Origin of the sequence: Streptomyces pactum (assembly GCF_002005225.1) — a bacterium.
Taxonomy (GTDB): domain Bacteria; phylum Actinomycetota; class Actinomycetes; order Streptomycetales; family Streptomycetaceae; genus Streptomyces; species Streptomyces pactum_A.
Genome location: NZ_CP019724.1, coordinates 780555 through 800049, shown reverse-complemented (window position 1 = coordinate 800049; position 19495 = coordinate 780555). Strand labels below are relative to the sequence as shown.

The following is a 19495-nucleotide window of genomic DNA, read 5'->3' as shown; positions in this document are numbered from 1 at the left end:
GGACGGTCCGGCCCCCGGGCGTGGCGTTTCGCCGCCTAGGACGGCAGCGGCGAGCGGCTGACGCGGATCTTGGACTGGCCGTGCGGCCGCTTCTCCCAGTCCTCCATGAACCGGGCGTGCAGGTTGTGCTGGGCGGCCAGGGTCAGCAGGGTGTCGGTGCGGTAGTAGAAGTCCTCGCGGAGTACCTGGTGTTCGGTGCCCTCCGTGCGGTCGAAGGTGAAGTCGAAGAACCCGGTGTCGGTCAGGACACGGCCGACGTGCGCGAGGCACTCGTCGATCACGCTCAGCGGCGAGTGCGAGAAGACGCTGTGCGCGTGGATGACGTCGAAGTGGTCGTCGGGCAGGAACTCCAGCCTGAGATCGCCGGTGATGGTCAGGTGCGGCAGCTTGGCCTGGAGCCCGCGCTCGGTCAGGGTGTTCTTCGCGGCGATCAGGATGTCCGGCGAGATGTCGATGCCGTAGTAGTGCCCCGTGTCCAGGTGGTCGATGAAGCGCCAGCCGCCGCGCAGGTTGCCGCAGCCGATGTCGAGCATGTGGTGCTCGGGGCGCAGTCCGTGCTCGACCAGGTACTCGAACTGCATCCGCCCGAGGGCCAGCCATCGGTCGTGGGTCCGGCTGCCGACCGCGGCCTCGGGGTTGCGGCGGGTGTCGGAAGCCATCACGGCCCGGTAGTAGCCGACGTGGTCCGGGTGCTTGACCCGCAGCCAGGCGTCCCGGCCGGCCCGGCGGACGTAGGGGCCGACGCGCTCGGGGTGGCGCAGCGCGTACCCGACCTTGTGCGTGAGCGCGGCGCGATTGCTGCGCAGTTTCTTCGGGGACTTGGCGTCCTTGGGCATGAGTGGATCGACCTTCGTGTGAGGGGGAGCGGTGGGGAGGGTGCCGCAGAGGGTGTCAGACCCGGCGGCGCAACAACAGGACCGCGACGGCGGTGAGTCCGAGGGCCAGGCCGCCGAGGAGCGCCGTGTCGATCCACTGGAACGTCCAGTAGTCGCCGGGCGGGTTCGCCTCGTAGAAGCGGGCGGTGTAGCCGTGCCGGGTCATGCACTCCTTCAGCTCGCGCCCGGACGGGTAGGGGCAGTTCAGGACGTCCTCACGGTGGCCGGACGCCGTGATCAGGCCGTAGTTCCCGGTGGACCACTTGTCGCCCATCGGTGGTTTGGGCTGCCACCCGTCGCTGACGTAGGCGTGCGGCGGGACCAGCAGGCGGGCTCGGTGCGTCCACTGCACCGCGGCCGCCACCGCCCCCGTGACCAGCAGCGTCCAGGCCATCGCGGACAGCACCCGGCGCGTGAGCAGCCCGGCGAGGGTGCCCACGGTCAGGCCGAACAGCGCGGCGGCCACGGTCGCGGGGCCGGAGCCGGTCAGCGCGGGGGCCTCGTACCAGAAGACGCCGTAGCTGCGGTTGACGGCGGGTTCCCACCACCACCGGAACAGCAGGGCCAGGCTCCCCGAGAGCGCCACCGTGCCCACCGCCGCGAGGGCGAAGCGGGAGGCGAACCACTGGGCCCGGCTCACGCCCTGGGTCAGGACCATCCGGTGGGTGCCCAGTTCCCGGTCGCGGCCCAGCAGCGGCGCGCCCCAGAACATACCGACGAGGACGGGCAGGGCGATGTTGAGCCCGCCGAGCAGCCTGAGCGGCTCGACGTCCAGGAACCGGGGCAGCCCGTCCCCGGGCCCCGAGCAGTACAGCGGTCCGGGGCCGCAGTGGTCGAACAGCCCGCTGCGCAGGTCGTCGAGCATGCCCGAGCGGAAGTACGCGGCGAGCGCGGCGGCGGCCACGAGGACGGCGGCGCCGCAGACGACCAGTACCCGCTGCTGGCGCCAGGCCAGCCACAGCGTGCCCTTCACGCCGCCTCCTTCGTGCTCTCGGCACCGGAGCGGAGGTGACCGAGCAGGATCTCCTCCAGGCCGGGCCGCTCCACGTGCCAGTCACCGCCGAGCGGGCCGCGCGGCCGCACCAGGGCGGTGAGCTGCCGTCCGTGTGTCCGGCGGTGCACCACGGCGTGCTCCCGCAGGGACGGCTCCCCGTCGATGTGTCCGGTGACCAGGGTGTGGCCCTCGCGCAGCGCGTCGGTGTCCTCGCTCAACTCCACCCGGCCGGCCCGCAGGAGCACCACCCGGTCGCAGGTCTGCTCCAGGTCGGGCAGGACGTGCGAGGACAGCACGATGCTCACCTCGCGGTCCGCCGCCTCGGCCATCAGGGTCGCCATGATCTCCGCGCGCACCACCGGGTCGAGGTCGGCGAGCGGTTCGTCCAGCAGCAGCAGTTCCGGCCGCTTGCCGAGGGCCAGGGCGAGCGACACCCGGGTGCGCTGCCCCGGGGACAGTTCGCCGACCCGGGCGGTCAGGGCCGTGCCGCCCTCGCGCACCACCCGCTCGGCGACCGGGTGGTCCCACGCGGAGTTCAGCTTGCCGCCCATGCGCAGGGTGTCGGCCACGGTGAAGCGGGGGTAGAGCGGTCTGTCCTGGGTGAGCAGGGCGACCCGGGTGCGTGCCGCGGCCGTGTCCGGCGCGGTGTCCAGCACCCGGATCTCCCCGTGCGTGGGCCGCAGCAGGCCGCCGGCGAGGTGCAGCAGCGTGCTCTTGCCCGCGCCGTTGCGGCCGACCAGGGCGGTGATGCTGCCCCGGGGCACCGTGAACCCGCAGTCCCGCAGGGCCCAGTCGCCGCGTGCCCGGTAGCGGAACCCGAGGTCCGTGGCGTGCAGCGCGGCGGGCACGTCAGGCCCGGTCATGCGTCCTCCTGTTTCCGTCCCCGGTCATCCGGGTCGTGCTCGTGTCGTTGGTGCTCGTGTTCGTCCAGGGCCGCCGTGACCAGGGCGAGGACGTCGTCCCGGTCCAGCCCGGCGGACCGGGCCCGTGCCACCCACTCGGCGAGATCCGTACGCAGGGGCGAGTCGTCCTCCGCGCCTGGCCGCGCCAGCGACCGGGTCACGAAGGTGCCGAGCCCGCGCCGCGACCGGACCAGGCCGGCCTGTTCCAGGTCGCGGTAGGCCCTGAACACGGTGTTGGGGTTGATGGCGGTGGCGGCGACGACCTCTCTGGCCGTCGGGAGCTTGTCCCCGACCCGCAGCACACCCATCCGGAGTGCCTGTTCGGTCTGCCGCACGATCTGTACGTAGGCGGGGACGCCGCTCTGCCGATCGATCCGGTACTCGACCACGTCACCTTCCATGCTTTCATTAATTCATTAGTAGAAGCATGATCAGGTGGTGCGCGGAAGTCAAACGCGGAGACCGGATTGGACTGTCAGTCCAACTGCTGGACGTGTAGTCTCGGACTCTCCGACGCCGAGCAGGGAGGCCGCTGGTGAGCGAACCGAAGCTGGACGCCGAACGCGACGCCGTCCTCGCCGCGCTGCGCCCGGTCGTCGACGGAATCGCCGCGACCTTCGGCCCGGTCTGCGAGGTGGTGCTGCACGACTACCGGCAGCCCGACCGGTCGGTCGTGTCCGTCGCCGGCTCGGTGACCGGGCGGACGGTGGGCGGGGCGATGAGCGAGATCGGCCTGCGCGTACTGGCCCGCGGCGACGAGGCGCGGGACGAGCTGAACTACGTCACGCGGACGGGCGACGGCACCCTGCTGAAGTCCTCCACGATGGTGCTGCGCGACTCCACGGGCGCGGTGTTCGGCGCCCTGTGCGTCAATCTCGACGTGACCGCCGTGGACCGCGCCCAAGCCCTGCTGGGTGCCCTCGCCGGATGCGCGAGCACCTCCGCCGACCCACCGGCGACCACCTTCGGCGACGACATCGACGCCGTGGTCGACGCCATCGTGGAGGCCCACCCGCTGCGCCGGGACCGGAGCTGGGCGGCGCTGGACCGCGCACAGCGCCTGGAGCTCTTCCGCGACCTGGACGGGCGCGGCGTGTTCGCCGTACGCCGCTCGGTCGAGCAGGTCGCTGCCCGGCTCGGCATCTCCCGGGCCTCCGCCTACAACTACCTCTCCCAGGCCCGCAGCGCGGCCGCCCCGGCCGCCGGCTCCGACTCCGCTGGAGGACACGCGTGACGACCACCACCCCGCCGGTCACCCTCGACGACGTCCGCTCCGCCGCCGCCCGCCTCCGGGGCGTCGCGCACCGCACCCCGGTGCTGCGCTCGCGCACCCTGGACGCCCTGGCCGGCGCCGAGGCCCTCCTCAAGTGCGAGAACCTCCAGCGGGTGGGCGCCTTCAAGTTCCGCGGCGCCTACAACGCCGCCTCCCGCCTCACCCCGGAGCAGCTCTCCCGGGGCATCGCCGCCTACTCCTCCGGCAACCACGCCCAGGCGGTCGCCCTCGCCGCCCGCGAGCTGGGCACCACGGCCGTGATCGTCATGCCCGAGGACGCGCCGCCCTCCAAGCGGGCGGCCACCGCCGGCTACGGCGCCGAGATCGTCACCTACGACCGCTACACCGGCGACCGCGTCGCCGTCGCCGAGGCCCTGGCCGCCGAACGCGGGCTGACTCTGATCCCGCCCTACGAGCACCCGCACGTCATCGCCGGACAGGGCACGGCAGCCCTCGAACTCGTCGAGGAGACGGGGCCGCTGGACGCGCTCATCGCCCCGGTCGGCGGCGGCGGACTGATCGCCGGGAGCGCCACCGCCGTCAAGGGCCTGCACGCCGGCACCCGGGTGATCGGCGTCGAACCGGAGGCCGGCGACGACACCAAGCGCTCCCTGGAGGCCGGCCGGCGTGTCACCGTCCCGGTCCCGCGCACCATCGCCGACGGCCAGGCCCTGCACACCCCGGGCGAGCTGACCTTCTCCCTCAACCGGCGGCTGCTCGACGGGATCGTGCTGGTCTCCGACGACGAGATCCGGGACGCGATGCGCTTCGCCTTCGAGCGGCTGAAGACCGTCCTCGAACCGAGCGGCGCCACCCCGCTGGCCGCCCTCCTCACCGGCCGAGCCGGCCCGTTGCCCCGCCGGGTCGGCGTGATCCTCTCCGGCGGCAACGTGGACGCCGAACGCTTCGCCCGTCTGTGCGGCACGCCCCGCTGACCCCGCGTGTCCTCCCGATGGCGGCCCCGAGTTGACAGGGGGACGATGGGGTGGTGGGGCAGGGAAAGGAGGAGCGTCATGCTCGACATCAAGACGCTCGACAAGCCGGACGAGCGGCGCGATTTCCCCCGTGGACACCTCGAGGCCGTGCACCTGGCGGGCCTGGACTTCGCCGTGGCCACCTTCGAGCCGGGCTGGCGCTGGTCGGAGTCCGTGGCGCCGCTCGCGGGCACCGACAGTTGCCAGGTCCACCACAACGGTTACGTCGTCCAGGGCCGCATGCGCATCCGCATGGACGACGGTGCCGAGAGCGAGGTGGGCCCCGGCGACGTCTTCGTCTGCTCGCCCGGGCACGACGCCTGGGTCGTGAGCGACGAACAGTGCGTGGTCCACGACTTCGCGGGCGGTATGGCCAGGGAGTACGCCAAGGCCGAATAGCGTCACACCGGCAGCAGCCGGGTCACCAGCGCGCCGAGCCGGCGTACGTTGCGGCACTCGTGCATCTCCACCAGCTCGGCGTACGCGGGCGCCGCCGAGTCGCCGGTGCCCCATCGGGAGTGCTGCTCCGGGTTCAGCCGGCACCGGTGTCACGTGAACGGCGAAGAGCGGGAGGCACGGAGCGGGGAGAGGCGGCTGCCTCCTCCCCGCCTCCGTACCTCCCGAGCCTCCTCCGCCTTGCGCTCACGCGGCCGGCGTCACCGCCCCGACCGCCGGCGTGCGCAGCACCCGCCGCGCCGTCCCCAGGCTGGTCCCCAGCGTCACCGCCGCCGACACCGACACCATGGCGAGCCAGACCCCGGGGAACGGGTCCGGCAGCACCTCGTCGGTACGCACGACGGTGAACGGCACCACCCCGGCCAGCGCGGCCACCGTGCCGAAGAACACCCCGGTGAGCGTGAGGATGACGCCCTCGGCGCCGACCACGCGCAGCACCTGTCCGGGCGTCGCCCCCGCCAGCCGCTGCTGACCGAACTCACGGGAGCGGTACGTCGTCGCCGCGTACAGCGAGTTGACCAGCATCACGCAGACGAACACCGCGATGATGCCGACCACCGTGAGGTTGAGCGTCTCCAGGTTCTTGGCCTCGACCGACTTGACCAGGCCGGAGGCCTCCACGGCGTCGCTCTCCACCGCCTGCATGGTGACCGTCGCCGTGGACACCGCGGTGAACAGGATGAGCGACACCAGGATCCCGGCGATGTGATCGGCCCGCTCGCGCAGATTGCGCACGGCCAGCCAGCCGCTCGCACCGTTCAGCGGCAGCCGGTCCAGCACGCCCTTCAGCAGCCGCGGCGCCATCAGCGCGAAGCCGACCGACAGCAGGATCGCCCCGTAGGCCGGCGGCGCCATCAGCGCCTCGTCCGTTGTGGACAACAGGAGGGTGGAGCAGGCACCCGCCGCACCGGTGACCAGCGCGGCGTACGTCAGGATCCGCCGGGCCCCCGCCCGTTCCCTGCTGCCGCGCGTCACCCGCCGCACCGCCAGGAACGCGGCGCCCGCCGACGCGAGCAGCGTGATGTCCACGCCGCTCAGCAGCGCGATCGGACCGAAGGAGTACTCGACGGACCGCGCCACCTGGCCGCCGTCCTGGAACATCCCCAGCAGTGCCCGGCCACCGAGCATCGCCGGACCGATCGCCAGCGCCGCGCCCACCAGTGCCACGGCCACCGCCTCACCCACGACCATCCGCCTGATCTGGGCGGGAGTCGCCCCCGAGCAGCGCAACAACTCCAACTCGGCGGCCCGCTGACGCACGTTGACCGTCAGCGTCGAGGCCACGGCGAAGAACACCAGCAGGGTCCCGTAGCCGCCCACGACCCCCGCCGCCGTGCCCAGCGTCTCCGAGCTGACCGGGTCCACCCCGTCCTGTCCGGCCGTGTCGTGCATCGAGTTGAACATCATGATGACCACCGCGCCCAGGAACGCGGACAGCAGCGTCGCGAGGAACCGTCCGGGACGTCGCCGGATCGACCGCAGGGCCAGTGCGAACATCGTTCACACCCCCGTCGGCACGTCGTCGCCCAGGTGCGCCAGCCGCTCCGCGACCGCGTCCGGCGTCGGGGCGTCCATCCGTCCGGCGAGCCGGCCGTCGGCGAGGAAGACGACCGAGTCGGCGTAGGAGGCGGCCACCGGGTCGTGCGTCACCATCACCACGGTCCGGCCGTGCACCCGCACCGCCTCCCGCAGCAGCAGCATCACCTGCCGCGCGCTGCGCGTGTCCAGTGCGCCCGTCGGCTCGTCCGCGAAGATCACCCGGGGTTCGGTCACCAGGGCACGGGCGATCGCCACCCGCTGCCGCTGACCGCCGGAGAGCTGGTCGGGCCGGTGACCGAGCCGGTCCCCGAGACCGACGGAGGCCAGCACCTCCCGGGCCCGCCTCCGGTCGACGCGGCGGCCGGCCAGCTTGAGCGGCAGCACCGTGTTCTGCGCCACCGTGAGCGTGTCCAGCAGGTTGTACTGCTGGAACACGAAACCGACCCGGCCGCGCCGGAACTTCGTCAGCTCCGCCTCGCCGCCCCCCGTCAGCTCGGTGCCGTCCACGCACACGATGCCGCTGTCCGGCCGGTCCAGACCCGCCGCACACTGCAGCAGCGTGGACTTGCCGGAGCCCGATGGACCCATCACCGCGGTGAACGTGCCGCGCCCCAGGCTCAGCGTCACCCCGTCCAGCGCGGTCACGGCGTTCTCCGCGGTGCCGTAGGTCCTGGTCACCTTGACGAGGCGGAGCGCCTCGGGGGCGGGGCCCGGGTCGTGGTCGCCTCGTGCGCCGGTGCGAAACATCGTCATCACCTTCCGTGCGGCACGCCCTGTGCGGTGCCTCGCCGACGACGCTACGGAGCCGGGGGCCGGGCCACACTGGGCGCAGGACCCGTATCGGGGGGTGTACTCAGTGACACCCCGCCCCGGCATGCGTCACGATGATCGCCATGACCGACGGAATAACGTGGCTCGCCGAATCCAAGTGCGTCGACTTCAGCGGCCACAGTGTGCACGCGTCCCGCGAACTGGCCCCCGAGGAACTGGTGTCGCGGATCGCCGAGAGCGCCTTCGACGCGAAGTACACGGCGCGCCACATCGGCGAGCTGACCGGACGCCAGGTCAATGACCTGCTGGACGACCTCTACGGCGACGTCTGGGACGGGCTCGCCCTGCGCTACGGACGGGACGGCGACTGGTCGTTCGCGGTCTGCTACGGCGGCTGGATGGGCGAGATGGTGAACCAGGCGGCGGTCTCGCACGGCGGAGCCCACGTCTTCCACCTGGAGTACGAGGAGGAGAACGGCAAACCCGTGCCGCCGCACTTCGCGTACTTCCACGACGGGGAGTTCGCATGCGGCTTCAACCTGCACCTGGACCGCTCATGGGGCTACGCCGGCGTCGACGGAAAACCCGAGTGGGTGCGCCGCGTCGAACCGCTGCTGACTGCCGTCGGACTTCCCGACGAGGACGCCGACCGTCGGCTCGTGCGGCGCACCGCACTCGACATCCTCGGGCAGGTCTTCGGGCTCGCGCTGCCCCGGCACCGGATCGTGGAGGGCACTCTCGACTCGGTGGTCCTGGAAGACGCCGACTGACCTCTTCGCTCAGTCCTCCACCAGCACCACCTCCAGCGTGCGCGGACCGTGCACCCCCTCGACCCGGTCCAGCTCGATGTCACTCGTCGCGGAGGGACCGGAGATCCAGGTCGACGGGCGCGACGGATCGAGCCGTTCGAGGGCCTGGGGCACGGACGAGACCACCTGGTCCGGCACCCGTACGACGCAGACGTGGTGGTCGGGGACGAGGGTGATGCGGCGTCGGCCCTGGTCGGGGGAGCCGTCCAGGACGATCGTCCCCGTCTCGGCGACGGCGACGGCGCAGCCCGTGACCACGCTGTCGACCCGGTCGAGTTCGTGCGCAGTGCTCTCCGCGCGGTCGTGGACCCGGGTCGCGTCGACGGCCGCCAGCCAGCCGGGCGGCAACCCCGGCGGCACCACCACGCTCCGCGAGCCGCGAGCGGCCAGGAGCCGCATCAGCAGGTCGGGCAACTGCCCGTCCGCGCACCGGTGCACGGTCGCCCGGTAGTCCGCCAGGTTCTCGGCGAGCAGCTCCACCGTCTCCGCGACGGTCCGCCGGCCGTGCTCGCGCGCATAGCCCCGCGTGACGGCCCGCTCGTACGGCGGGTCGTCGTCCGGCACGTCCGCGAGGGCGCGGCGCACCCGCCCCAGGATGCGCTCCCTGCTGCTCATTTCGCCCCGTCCTTGCCACCGTGCGTGCGTTGCCACCAGTCCCGGAACGGTTCAGCGGGCACCTCCGGGAGGTCCCGGCTGCCGCTCCACGCGCGGCCCGGTCCCGGAAGGGTGCGCGGATGGAGGCGGCGGGTGCGCGACGCCAGCCGCTGGCCGGTCCGCAGCGCGCCGGGGTGCGTGAACGCCCACTGTGCCGCCCGCATCGCCGCCCGCTCGGCGGCATGCCCCTTCGCCGGTTTCAGGACGACCTTGTTGCCCTGCCGGACGGCAGGCCCGCCCTGGACCACCCGCTCCCGCAGGTGCACCAGCACCTCGGGGATGTCGATGGCGACGGGGCACACCTCGTAGCAGGCACCGCACAGCGAGGACGCGTACGGCAGGGAGGCGTCGATCTCGCTGCCCGTGCCCCGGAGTTGAGGGCTGAGGATGGCGCCGATCGGGCCCGGGTAGACCGAACCGTAGGCGTGTCCGCCCGCCCGCTCGTAGACGGGGCAGACGTTCAGGCACGCCGAGCAGCGGATGCAGCGCAGCGCCTGGCGGCCGACCTCGTCGGCGAGGGTGTCGGTGCGGCCGTTGTCCAGCAGGACCAGGTGGAAGGTGCGGGGGCCGTCCTCGTCGGTGGTGCCGGTCCACATGGACGTGTACGGGTTCATGCGCTCGGCCGTCGAGGAGCGGGGGAGGGTCTGCAGGAAGACCTCCAGGTCCTGCCAGGTCGGCACGATCTTCTCGATGCCGACGACGGAGATCAGGGTCTCGGGCAGGGTCAGGCACATCCGGCCGTTGCCCTCGGACTCCACGACGACGAGGGTGCCGGTCTCGGCGACCATGAAGTTGGCGCCGGAGATGCCGACCTTGGCGCGCAGGAACTTCTCCCGCAGGTGCAGCCGGGCCGCCTCGGCGAGTTCGGCGGGCGTGTCGGTCAGGTTCTCGGGTGCCGGGCGGCCCCACTCGCCCATCTCGGAGCGGAAGATGTCCCGGATCTCGCCGCGGTTGCGGTGGATCGCCGGGACCAGGATGTGCGAGGGCCGGTCCTTGCCCAACTGCACGATCAGCTCGGCGAGATCGGTCTCGTAGGCGCGGATGCCCTCCGCCTCCAGCGCCTCGTTGAGACCGGTTTCCTGCGTCGCCATCGACTTGACCTTGACGACCTCGGACTCGCCTGTCGCCTTCACCAGGTCCGCGACGATCCGGTTGGCCTCTTCGGCGTCGGCGGCCCAGTGCACCGTCCCGCCGGCCGCCGTGACCGCCTCCTCCACCTGCACCAGATACCGGTCCAGATGACGCAGCGTGTGGTCCTTGACCTGTTTCCCGGCCTCGCGCAGCGCCGCCCAGTCGTCCAGCTCCGCCACCGCGCGGGCCCGCTTGTCGCGGATGGTGTGCGTGGCGTGGCGCAGATTGCCGCGCAGCGTCGAATCGCGCACGGCGGTGCGCGCGGCCTCCGGAAAGGCCGGCATTCCCACGAACATCCCGCTCATACGGTCACCGCCTCCTCCGTGCCGGCCAGGATCTCCGCGATGTGCACCGGCCGCATGCCCGTCCGCAGCCGCGTCATGGTCCCGCCGATGTGCATCAGGCAGGAGTTGTCGGCCGCGCACAGCACCTCGGCGCCGGTGGACTCGGCGTGGCGGACCTTGTCCGCGCCCATCGCCGCCGACACGTCGGGGTTCTTCACGGCGAAGGTGCCGCCGAAGCCGCAGCACTCCTCGGCGCCGGGCAGCTCGACCAGCTCCAGCCCCTTCACCGCCTCCAGCAGCCGTCGGGGCCGGTCGCCGAGGCCGAGGCTCCGCAGCCCGTGGCAGGTCGGGTGGTACGTCACCGTGTGCGGGTAGTACGCCCCCACGTCCGTGACCCCCAGCACGTCCACCAGGAACCGCGTCAGCTCGTACGTCTTCGGCACCACCGGCGCCAGCGTGGCCGCGAGCGTGTCCCCGCGCCCCTCCGCCCGCGCCCGCTCGCCCATCCGCGGATACAGCTCCCGCACCATCGCCCCGCAGGAACCCGACGGCGTCACGATCGCCTCGTAGTCCTGGAAGACGTCCGAGAAGTGCCGGGCCAGCGGCTCCGCCTCGTGCCGGTACCCGGTGTTGTAGTGCGCCTGCCCGCAGCAGGTCTGGGCCATCGGGAAGTCGATCTCGACGCCCAGTCTGGTCAGCAGCTTCACCACGGCACGGCCGGTGTCCGGATACAGCGTGTCGTTGACACAGGTCAGGAACAGGGCGACACGCATCGCGGCTCCTCGTGATCGGTCGGCTCGAACGTCGTGATCATCGGATGAACCGCAGGGTAGTCGGCATGACGGGGCCGGGGGAGACCCCGTTCACCGGTCGGCGGGTCGGGCCGGGGCCACTCGCCGGCTTCCGCCTGCCCGCCTGACGGGGACCTTTGTGCGGCGGCGCGGGTAATGTGAAGTGCTCCCGGCCGCCCCGCGTCCCTGATGCGTTCCCCAGCCCGACCCTGGAGGTCCCTGCCCGATGGCCCATTCCGTGGGTATCAAGGACGTCGCCCGCGCCGCCGGAGTATCCGTGGGCACGGTCTCCAACGTCATCAACCGCCCCGACACCGTGGCGACCGAGACACGCGCGCGCGTACTGGCCGAGATCGACCGGCTCGGCTACGTCCGCAGCGAGTCCGCGCGCCAACTGCGCGCGGGCCGCAGCCGCATCATGGGGCTGCTCGTACTGGACATGGGTAACCCCTTCTTCGTCGACGTCGCGCGCGGCGCCGAGCGGGCCGCGCGCGACGCCGGGCTCGGGGTGATGGTCTGCAACAGCGCCCAGAACCCGGCCGAGGAGGCCGAGTACCTCTCGCTCTTCGCCGAGCAGCGGGTCCGCGGTGTACTGCTGACCCCGGCCGACGCGACCGGCCGCAACATCGAGGGCTTCCGGCGGCACAGCATCCCCTTCGTGCTGGTCGACCGTGTCGCCGAGGGCACCACCGAGTGCTCCGTCTCCGTCGACGACGTCGCGGGCGGCGCCCTGGCGGTACGCCACCTCGTGGACGCCGGACACCGCTCCATCGCCTACGTCAGCGGCCCGCCCGCTCTCCACCAGGTGCGCGACCGCCGCACCGGCGCCCTGCGGGTGCTCGACGAGGCCGGACTCGGTCCCGGCGCGCTGCGCGAACTGCCCACCGAGCGGCTCGACGTCGCCGCGGGCCGGGACGCCGGTGCCCGCCTCCTCGGCCTCTCCGACCGGCCGACCGCCGTCTTCTGCGCCAACGACCTGCTCGCCCTCGGCGTTCTCCAGGCCGTGTACGCCGCCGGGGTCGCGGTCCCCGACGACCTCGCCATCGTCGGCTACGACGACATCGAGTTCGCCGCCGCCGCGGCCGTCCCGCTCACGTCCGTGCGCCAGCCGGCCGTCACCATGGGCGCCATGGCCGCCGAACTGCTCCTGGAGGAGACGGAGGCGGAGGGCGGGGACCGGCCCCACACGCACCGGCGGGTCGTGCTCCAGCCCGAACTGGTGGTGCGCCGCTCCAGCCTCGCCGCCCGCTGACCCGTCGTTCAGCACGATTTTCCCATCCCGGGGGTCGGTGGCCGCAGAACCATGTGCTGAACTGGGACACGGCCGAAAGATCCGTCCGCATGGTCCATCCGCCCCGGGAGCCCCGTTGAGCGTCAGCTACCGCCAGCCCGGCGTCGTCCTCACCGACCGCCGTTTCACCGTGCCCCTCGACCACGCGAACCCCTCCGGGGAGACGATCGAGCTGTACGCCCGCGAGTGCGTCGCGAGTGACAGGACGGGCCAGAACCTGCCGTGGCTGGTCTACCTCCAGGGCGGCCCGGGCTTCGGGGCGAACCGTTTCATCGGACGCCCCGCCTGGCTCGGCCGGGCCCTGAAGGACTACCGGGTGCTGCTCCTCGACCAGCGCGGAACCGGCGCCTCCACGCCCGCCAACCGCCAGACGCTCCCGCTGCGCGGCGGCGCCGCCGCACAGGCCGACTACCTCACCCACTTCCGCGCCGACGCCATCGTCCAGGACTGCGAGGCGATCCGCCCCCAGGTCACCGGGGGCGCCCCCTGGGCCGTCCTCGGCCAGAGCTTCGGCGGCTTCTGCACCGTCGCCTACCTGTCGCTGGCCCCCGAAGGGCTGAGCACCGCCCTGATCACCGGCGGCCTGCCCTCCCTCGACGCCCACGCCGACGACGTCTACCGGGCCGCCTTCCCCCGCATCGAGCGCAAGGTCGTCGCGCACTACGCCCGCTACCCGCAGGACGTCGAGCGCGCCCGGCGCATCGCCGACCACCTGCTCACCCACGACGTGGTCCTGCCGAACGGCTACCGGCTCACCGTGGAGGCCTTCCAGTCCCTCGGCATCCTCCTCGGCGGCAGCGAGGGCAGCCACCGTCTGCACTTCCTCCTGGAGGACGCCTTCGTCCGCACCCCGAGGGGACACGAGCTGTCCGACGCGTTCCAGGAGCAGGCGCAGGGTCTGCTGTCGTACGCCGGCCACCCCCTCTACGCCCTCGTCCACGAGGCCATCTACGGCCAGGACGCGCGCCCCACCGACTGGTCGGCCGAGCGGGTACGCGCCGAGTTCCCGCGCTTCGACGCCGCCAAGGCCCTCGCCGGCGACGAACCGCTGCTGTTCACCGGCGAGTCGGTGCACCCCTGGATGTTCGACTGCGACCCGGCGCTGCGCCCGCTGCGGGAGACCGCCGAGCTGCTCGCCGCCCGCACCGACTGGACGCCGCTGTACGACCCGGCCCGCCTCGCCGCCAACGAGGTCCCCGCCGCCGCGGCCGTCTACCACGACGACATGTACGTCGACACCGGCCACGCGCTGACCACCGCCCGTGCCATCCGAGGCCTTCGCACCTGGGTCACCGACGAGTTCGAGCACGACGGCGTACGGGCCGGCGGCCCCAGGGTCCTGGACCGGCTGCTCGCGCTCGCCCGCGACGAGGCCTGAACGGCGGCGCGCGAACGGCGGCGCCTGAATGGCGGCGCCTATGGCGGCGCCTGAACGGCGGCGCCTGAAGAACGGGTGGGATGTCAGTGGCACGCGTTAGTGTGCGGACATGACGGAGCCGACGACCACGCGACTGGAGCCCATGCCCGGCGACTGGCGGCGCGCCCTGGCCGTCGTCGCCCACCCGGACGACCTGGAGTACGGCTGCTCGGCGGCGATCGCGGCCTGGACCGACGAGGGACGTGAGGTCGCCTACGTCCTCGCGACCCGTGGCGAGTCGGGCATCGACACACTGGCGCCCGCCGAGTGCGGCCCGCTGCGGGAGCGCGAGCAGCGGGCGAGCGCGGCCGTCGTCGGGGTGAGCGAGGTGGAGTTCCTCGACCACCGGGACGGCGTCATCGAGTACGGCACCGCCCTGCGCCGCGACATCGCCGCGGCCATCCGCCGGCACCGGCCCGAGCTGGTCCTCACCCTCAACCACCGGGACACCTGGGGTGGTGTCGCCTGGAACACCCCGGACCACGTCGCCGTCGGCCGGGCCACGCTCGACGCCGCGGGCGACGCCGGCAACCGGTGGATCTTCCCGGAGCTGACCGAGCAGGGCCTCGAACCCTGGGACGGCGTGCGCTGGGTCGCCGTCGCCGGGTCCTCCTCGCCCACGCACGCCGTGGACGCCACGCCGGGGCTGGAGCGCGCGGTCCGCTCCCTGCTGGAGCACCGCACCTACATCGGGGCGCTGACGGACGAGGACCCGGAGACGTACGTGCGCGGCTTCCTCGTCGGCTTCGCCGAGTCCGCGGGGAAGCGGTTCGGCGGGAAGCCGGCGGTGACCTTCGAAGTCTTCGGACGGTAGCGGCATGGCGGGGGGCCGAGGGAGCCAGGAGGAGCGCAACGTGCAGGGGGAGCAGGGCGTGCAGCAGGAGCGGGACGTGCGGGGGCACCAGCGACTGGCGGAGCGGTTCGAGGAGCACCGGGGGCAGCTCAAGGCGGTGGGCTACCGCATGCTCGGTTCACTGACCGAGGCGGAGGACGCGGTGCAGGAGGCGTGGCTGCGCCTCGACCGCACCGGCGCGGACGGCATCGACAACCTCGGTGCCTGGCTGACCACGGTGACCGGCCGGGTCTGCCTGGACCTGCTGCGCTCACGCACCGCGCGCCGCGAGGAGCCGATGACCGAGGGCTTCGACACCTTCGTCCCGGATCCCGTGCTGAGGGCACTGCCGCAGGGCGATCCGGAGCAGGAGGCCCTGCACACCGACTCGGTGGGGCTGGCCCTGCTGGTCGTACTGGAGACCCTGGAGCCGGCCGAGCGGCTGGCGTTCGTGCTGCACGACATGTTCTCCGTGCCCTTCGACGACATCGCGACCATCGTGGAGCGCAGCCCGGCCGCCACCCGGCAACTGGCCAGCAGGGCCCGGCGCCGGGTCCGGGAGGCCACGCCCGCGGCCGACCCCGATCTCGGCCGGCAGCGGCAGGCCGTCGAGGCGTTCCTGGCCGCCAGTCGCGCCGGCGACTTCGAGGCTCTGGTGTCCGTCCTCCATCCGGACGTGGTGCTGCGGGCCGACGCCGGCGCGCTGGCCTCGGGAGTGGCGGCGTCGAAGGTGGTGCGGGGGGCGCGTACGGTCGCCACCGGGGCGTTCCACTTCCGCCACCTCGCCGGTCTCGCCCGTCTCGTCCTGGTCAACGGCACCGTCGGCACCGTCGCCGTGTCCGAGGGGCGTCCCCGTTCGGTCACTTACGTGACCGTCGCCGACGGACTCATCACCGGCCTCTACATCCTGTCCGACCCGGAGCGGCTGGCCCGACTGGACCTGCCCGGCCTGGAGGCCTGACCGGCGCCGCTCACCGGGCCGGGGGCCGCCGCGGCGCCGTTCACCGGGCCGGGGGCCGCCGCGGTGCCGATCCGCCGGCCGGGAACCGCCGCGACGCCGACCCCGTCGGCGCCCGTCCAAAGGGTGCCGATCCGTGCGGGGCCCACCCCGTCGCCGCCGGCCTCACCGGTGCGGATCCGCGGGGCGCGGACCTCATCGGCGCGGACCCGCGCGACGCCGACCTCCGGGGGCACGGGCCTGGACGGTGCCTTCTTCCCGGCCCAGCGGCGACTCACCGCGGCCCGGGGCGGCGCCGGAACCAGGCTGCCGGCGTCGGTCAGTCACCCCTGCCGTGCACTGGACAACGGGGTTGCGAGACGGGGGCCTCGGCGACGGGGGCGCGGTCCGCGGTCGCCCCGGGCCGGCCGGCCGGCGCCCGCCGGTCCAACCGCAGCCGCAGCCCCTCCGGCATCAGCGTCAGCCGCTCGGTCACCCGCAGCCGGTAGTCCGGCTCGGGCCGCAGCTCGTAGCGGCGCAGCAGCAGCCCGAGGACCAGCGTCGCCTCGTGCAGCGCGAACTGCCGCCCGATGCACGCCCGCGCACCCGTCCCGAACGGCTTGTAGGTGTGCGGGGCACGCGACCGTACGGCCCTGGCGTCGAAGCGGTCCGGGTCGAACCGCTCGGCGTCCGGCCCCCACACCTCCGGGTCGCGGTGCAGCATCCCCGTGAGCACCAGCGCCCAGGCACCCCGCCGCATCGGATACGTCCCGCCCAGCACGGTGTCCCGGCGGGCCTCCCGCGCGAAGGCGGGCGCGGTCGGCCACAGCCGCAGTGCCTCGTCCAGCACCCGGCGCACGTAGCGCAGTTTGGCCACCCGCTCGTACCCCGGCGCCTCGGTGCCGTCCCATACGCGGTCCACCTCGGCGCGGGCCCGGGCCGCGACCTCGGGGTGCTGCGCCAGGTAGTGCAGGGCGAAGGAGAGCGCGCCCGAGGTGGTCTCGTGCCCGGCCACCAGGAACGTGATGACCTGACGGCGGACGTTCTCCGGCGACAGCCGCTCACCGGTCTCGGGATGGGCCGTGTCCAGCATCCGGTCGAGCAGGTCGCCGTCCCCGTGGGACGCCCGGCGGGCCCGGACCAGGTCGTCCACCGTGCGGTTGAGGTAGGCGATGTCGGCGGTGTTGCGGCGGTTCGCGCCGCGCAGCAGCCAGGGGGCCAGCGGGGCCGGCACGGTGTTGAGGCGCTGCGCGTAGGTGAGCGTGCCCACCATCGCGGTCACGAAGGGATGGAGCCGGGCACGCTCGAAGGACCCGAAGTCGTGCCCGAACCCGGTGCGCGCGATCGTCTCCAGCGTCAGCTTGGTCATGTCACCGGGCACGTCCACCGCCCGGCCCGCCTCCAGGGCCCGGTCCCAGTGGTCCGTGAGCCGGCCGGCGACGTCCAGCATCATGACGTGGTAGCCCGCCATGGCCTCGCGGCTGAACCCCGGTGCCAGCACGTCGTGTGCGAGCTGCCAGTTGGGTTCGTGGTGGTAGGCCGTGAACAGTCCGTCCCCGGCGACCGGCCGCAGATTGGCCACACCGAGCCCCACGTGCTTGGCGAACCGCTCCTCGTCCGCGAGGTCGGCCACCAGCCCGGCGCCGCACACGAACACGAACTCCTTGCCGAAGGCCCGTCGCCGGAATATCGGCCCCAGCCGCCGGGCGTAGCGCAGCGAGTCCTGCATCGGGGTGCGCCTGCCGGCCTCGACCACGTCCCCGAGCAGGGGGAGCCGGTACGGCGGACGCGGGATGCGGCGGAGTTCGGGCCAGCCCAGCTCGGCGCTGCGGAACCCCTTCGGCAGTCCGTCGCGTGCCGTTCCCTTCGTCGTCTCCGCCATGACGCGATCTCCCTTGACGCAGCGGCGTGTTGCACGTGCCGAGGCGAGCGTGTTGTACATGGATTCAATAGCGCGCCTCAGTCTCGTCCCGTTGTTGAACCGACGTCAAGTAAGGTGCGGGCATGGCCGCGAACCAGGGGGAGCGCACCCGCCGCCGGCTCAGCACCGGGGAGCGACGGGAGCAGTTGCTGTCGGTGGGCGCGCGGCTGTTCTCGGAGAGCCCCTACGACGACGTGTGGATCGAGCAGGTCGCCGAGATCGCCGGCGTCTCCCGCGGGCTGCTGTACCACTACTTCCCGACCAAACGGGACTTCTTCGCGGCGGTCGTCGAGCGCGAGAGCGCGCGCATGCTGCGGATGACGGCGGCCGTGCCCGGCGTTCCGGTCCGGGAGCAGCTCGCGGACGGACTCGACGCGTACCTGGAGTACGTCCGGGCCCACGCGCACGGCTACCGCGCCTTCCACCGCGCCGACGCGACCGGGGACCGGGCGGTGCGCCGGATCTACCGGCAGGCGCTCGCGGCACAGGAGCGGCAGATCCTCGAAGCGCTGTCCGCCGACCCCGAGTTCGGCCCGGCCTTCGAGGAGCGGACCGACGTACGGCTGGCGGTGCGCGGCTGGCTGGCGTTCACCACCGCGGTCTGCCTGGAGTGGCTGCGGGATCCGGAGTCGCCCCGTGAGCAGGTGCGCGACCTGTGCGCACGCGCTCTGCTGGGTGCGATCGCGCCGTGAGCGCCCCCGTTGCACTTCGAAACACGCTGTCAGGCCGCTGAAGTGCGCTCTCCGGTGCGCTGAAAAAGTCTCGCGAAGATCGGGCGTCCTGGTTGGCGCGCGGTCCGATCTCCGCTAGGTTAGGTGAGCCTTACCTAATGAATCCTTGCCCAACGAACTGACGAAGGAGGTCGGGGATGGGTGACAGTCACGCCTGGACGGCCGCGCCCGCCGCGGCGGAGCAGGCCCGCTCCGTACTCGCCGCCGCCTGGTCCTGTGCGGTGACCGCGGAGGGCGGCCGCGAGGAGTTCGTCGGCGCGCACTCCGTGGCCGAGGACGGCCGGGTGCTGCTGCACGTGCCCGAGGACAGCGCCCTGCTCGCGGCGGCGGTCTGCGCGCCCCGGGGCGAGCCGTCCGCCGTGCTGGAGTTCGCCGACGTGGCGCCCGTCCCGGTGCGGGGCCGGATCAGGGCCCGGCTCTGGCTCGCGGGCTGGTTCGCCCTGGAGGACGGCCACCTGGCGTTCACGCCCACGCGCGTGGTGCTGCGTCAGCCGTCCGGTGCCGTGGTCGTCGGCCTCGACGAGTTCGCCGCCGCCGGGCCCGACCCGCTGGCCCTGGCCGAGGCCCGGCTGCTGACCCATCTCGCCGACTGCCACGGGGACGCGGTGGAGCGGCTGAGCCGGCTCGTCGACGCCGACAGCCTGTACGGCGCGGTCCGGGTGCGGCCGCTCGCGGTCGACCGCCACGGACTGACGCTGCGCATCGAGCGCGCCCGCGCGCACGGCGACGTACGACTGCCCTTCCACGCGCCCGCCGACGACATCGCGCAGCTCACGGAGCGGATACACGTGCTGCTGGCGCAGGCGGGCGCCGCCTCCTGCCCGCGGGCCCTGCAGCGGCAGCGCACAGACGGCGACGGGTGAGGCCGGGGGCCTTGCCGGCGCCGGCCGGTGGGCGACCGGGTGCCGCGACC

Annotated in this window: 20 protein-coding genes; 10 read left to right on the top strand and 10 right to left on the bottom strand. The window is 73.1% G+C overall.

Going from position 1 to position 19495, the window contains the following annotated elements:
• Positions 1-35 precede the first annotated feature (35 nt).
• From B1H29_RS03565 to B1H29_RS03550, 4 genes are read right to left on the bottom strand one after another with little or no spacing between them, the layout of a single operon-like run.
• The gene (locus B1H29_RS03565) at positions 36-836 is read right to left on the bottom strand and encodes a class I SAM-dependent DNA methyltransferase (protein ID WP_055421152.1); all 801 of its coding nucleotides are present in this window, start codon (positions 834-836) and stop codon (positions 36-38) included.
• Positions 837-891: 55 nt separating this feature from the next.
• Positions 892-1848: a transporter gene (locus B1H29_RS03560; protein WP_055421153.1), complete on the bottom strand. Its 957-nt coding sequence runs from the start codon at positions 1846-1848 to the stop codon at positions 892-894.
• Complete coding sequence (locus B1H29_RS03555) at positions 1845-2732, bottom strand: ATP-binding cassette domain-containing protein (protein ID WP_055421154.1); 888 nt, start codon at positions 2730-2732, stop codon at positions 1845-1847. Before B1H29_RS03555 ends, B1H29_RS03560 begins: the two co-directional genes overlap by 4 nt.
• Positions 2729-3172: a GntR family transcriptional regulator gene (locus B1H29_RS03550; RefSeq protein ID WP_055421155.1), complete on the bottom strand. Its 444-nt coding sequence runs from the start codon at positions 3170-3172 to the stop codon at positions 2729-2731. The genes B1H29_RS03555 and B1H29_RS03550 overlap by 4 nt, the downstream gene beginning before the upstream one ends.
• Before the next feature lie 134 nt (positions 3173-3306).
• On the opposite strand from B1H29_RS03550, the gene B1H29_RS03545 reads away from it, so the two are divergent.
• The 3 genes from B1H29_RS03545 to B1H29_RS03535 all read left to right on the top strand — a co-directional run bounded on the left by B1H29_RS03545 (position 3307) and on the right by B1H29_RS03535 (position 5417).
• Positions 3307-4005: a helix-turn-helix transcriptional regulator gene (locus B1H29_RS03545; protein WP_055421156.1), complete on the top strand. Its 699-nt coding sequence runs from the start codon at positions 3307-3309 to the stop codon at positions 4003-4005.
• The gene (locus B1H29_RS03540) at positions 4002-4979 is read left to right on the top strand and encodes a pyridoxal-phosphate dependent enzyme (protein ID WP_055421157.1); all 978 of its coding nucleotides are present in this window, start codon (positions 4002-4004) and stop codon (positions 4977-4979) included. The genes B1H29_RS03545 and B1H29_RS03540 overlap by 4 nt, the downstream gene beginning before the upstream one ends.
• Before the next feature lie 78 nt (positions 4980-5057).
• Complete coding sequence (locus tag B1H29_RS03535) at positions 5058-5417, top strand: cupin domain-containing protein (RefSeq protein WP_055421158.1); 360 nt, start codon at positions 5058-5060, stop codon at positions 5415-5417.
• A gap of 243 nt (positions 5418-5660) precedes the next feature.
• On the opposite strand, the gene B1H29_RS03530 is transcribed toward B1H29_RS03535, so the two are convergent.
• Positions 5661-6971, bottom strand: a complete 1311-nt coding sequence (locus B1H29_RS03530) for an ABC transporter permease (protein WP_055421159.1) — start codon at positions 6969-6971, stop codon at positions 5661-5663.
• Positions 6972-6974: 3 nt separating this feature from the next.
• Positions 6975-7760: an ABC transporter ATP-binding protein gene (locus tag B1H29_RS03525; protein WP_199832432.1), complete on the bottom strand. Its 786-nt coding sequence runs from the start codon at positions 7758-7760 to the stop codon at positions 6975-6977.
• Positions 7761-7906: 146 nt separating this feature from the next.
• Here B1H29_RS03525 and B1H29_RS03520 point away from each other — a divergent pair, with 146 nt between their 5' ends.
• A complete protein-coding gene (locus tag B1H29_RS03520; RefSeq protein ID WP_055421161.1) occupies positions 7907-8554 on the top strand; it encodes a DUF6461 domain-containing protein in 648 nt (215 codons plus the stop codon).
• 9 nt (positions 8555-8563) lie between these two features.
• Here B1H29_RS03520 and B1H29_RS03515 read toward each other — a convergent pair whose 3' ends face one another.
• Genes B1H29_RS03515 through B1H29_RS03505 form a run of 3 tightly spaced genes read right to left on the bottom strand, consistent with a single transcriptional unit; the run spans position 8564 to position 11435 of the window.
• On the bottom strand, positions 8564-9208 hold the full coding sequence (locus tag B1H29_RS03515) for a LutC/YkgG family protein (RefSeq protein ID WP_055421162.1): 645 nt from the start codon (positions 9206-9208) through the stop codon (positions 8564-8566).
• On the bottom strand, positions 9205-10683 hold the full coding sequence (locus B1H29_RS03510; protein WP_079159993.1) for a LutB/LldF family L-lactate oxidation iron-sulfur protein: 1479 nt from the start codon (positions 10681-10683) through the stop codon (positions 9205-9207). Before B1H29_RS03510 ends, B1H29_RS03515 begins: the two co-directional genes overlap by 4 nt.
• Complete coding sequence (locus tag B1H29_RS03505; protein WP_055421163.1) at positions 10680-11435, bottom strand: (Fe-S)-binding protein; 756 nt, start codon at positions 11433-11435, stop codon at positions 10680-10682. Before B1H29_RS03505 ends, B1H29_RS03510 begins: the two co-directional genes overlap by 4 nt.
• A gap of 244 nt (positions 11436-11679) precedes the next feature.
• Between B1H29_RS03505 and B1H29_RS03500 the strand changes: the two genes are divergently transcribed.
• The 4 genes from B1H29_RS03500 (at position 11680) to B1H29_RS03485 (ending at position 15954) form a co-directional block, all read left to right on the top strand.
• Entirely contained in the window at positions 11680-12705 is a 1026-nt protein-coding gene (locus tag B1H29_RS03500; RefSeq protein WP_055421164.1) for a LacI family DNA-binding transcriptional regulator, read from the top strand.
• Between the two features lie 115 nt (positions 12706-12820).
• Positions 12821-14122: an alpha/beta fold hydrolase gene (locus B1H29_RS03495; protein ID WP_055421165.1), complete on the top strand. Its 1302-nt coding sequence runs from the start codon at positions 12821-12823 to the stop codon at positions 14120-14122.
• Between the two features lie 109 nt (positions 14123-14231).
• The gene (locus B1H29_RS03490) at positions 14232-14975 is read left to right on the top strand and encodes a PIG-L deacetylase family protein (protein WP_055421166.1); all 744 of its coding nucleotides are present in this window, start codon (positions 14232-14234) and stop codon (positions 14973-14975) included.
• Between the two features lie 4 nt (positions 14976-14979).
• Entirely contained in the window at positions 14980-15954 is a 975-nt protein-coding gene (locus B1H29_RS03485; RefSeq protein WP_055421167.1) for a sigma-70 family RNA polymerase sigma factor, read from the top strand.
• A 316-nt stretch (positions 15955-16270) separates the two neighbouring features.
• On the opposite strand, the gene B1H29_RS03475 is transcribed toward B1H29_RS03485, so the two are convergent.
• Positions 16271-17812 (bottom strand): cytochrome P450, encoded by a 1542-nt coding sequence (locus B1H29_RS03475; protein ID WP_055421168.1) that lies wholly within the window; start codon positions 17810-17812, stop codon positions 16271-16273.
• A gap of 122 nt (positions 17813-17934) precedes the next feature.
• On the opposite strand from B1H29_RS03475, the gene B1H29_RS03470 reads away from it, so the two are divergent.
• Both B1H29_RS03470 and B1H29_RS03465 read left to right on the top strand, forming a co-directional pair.
• The gene (locus B1H29_RS03470; RefSeq protein WP_055421169.1) at positions 17935-18543 is read left to right on the top strand and encodes a TetR/AcrR family transcriptional regulator; all 609 of its coding nucleotides are present in this window, start codon (positions 17935-17937) and stop codon (positions 18541-18543) included.
• A 176-nt stretch (positions 18544-18719) separates the two neighbouring features.
• A complete protein-coding gene (locus tag B1H29_RS03465; RefSeq protein ID WP_055421170.1) occupies positions 18720-19445 on the top strand; it encodes a DUF2470 domain-containing protein in 726 nt (241 codons plus the stop codon).
• The last annotated feature ends 50 nt before the right edge of the window (positions 19446-19495 follow it).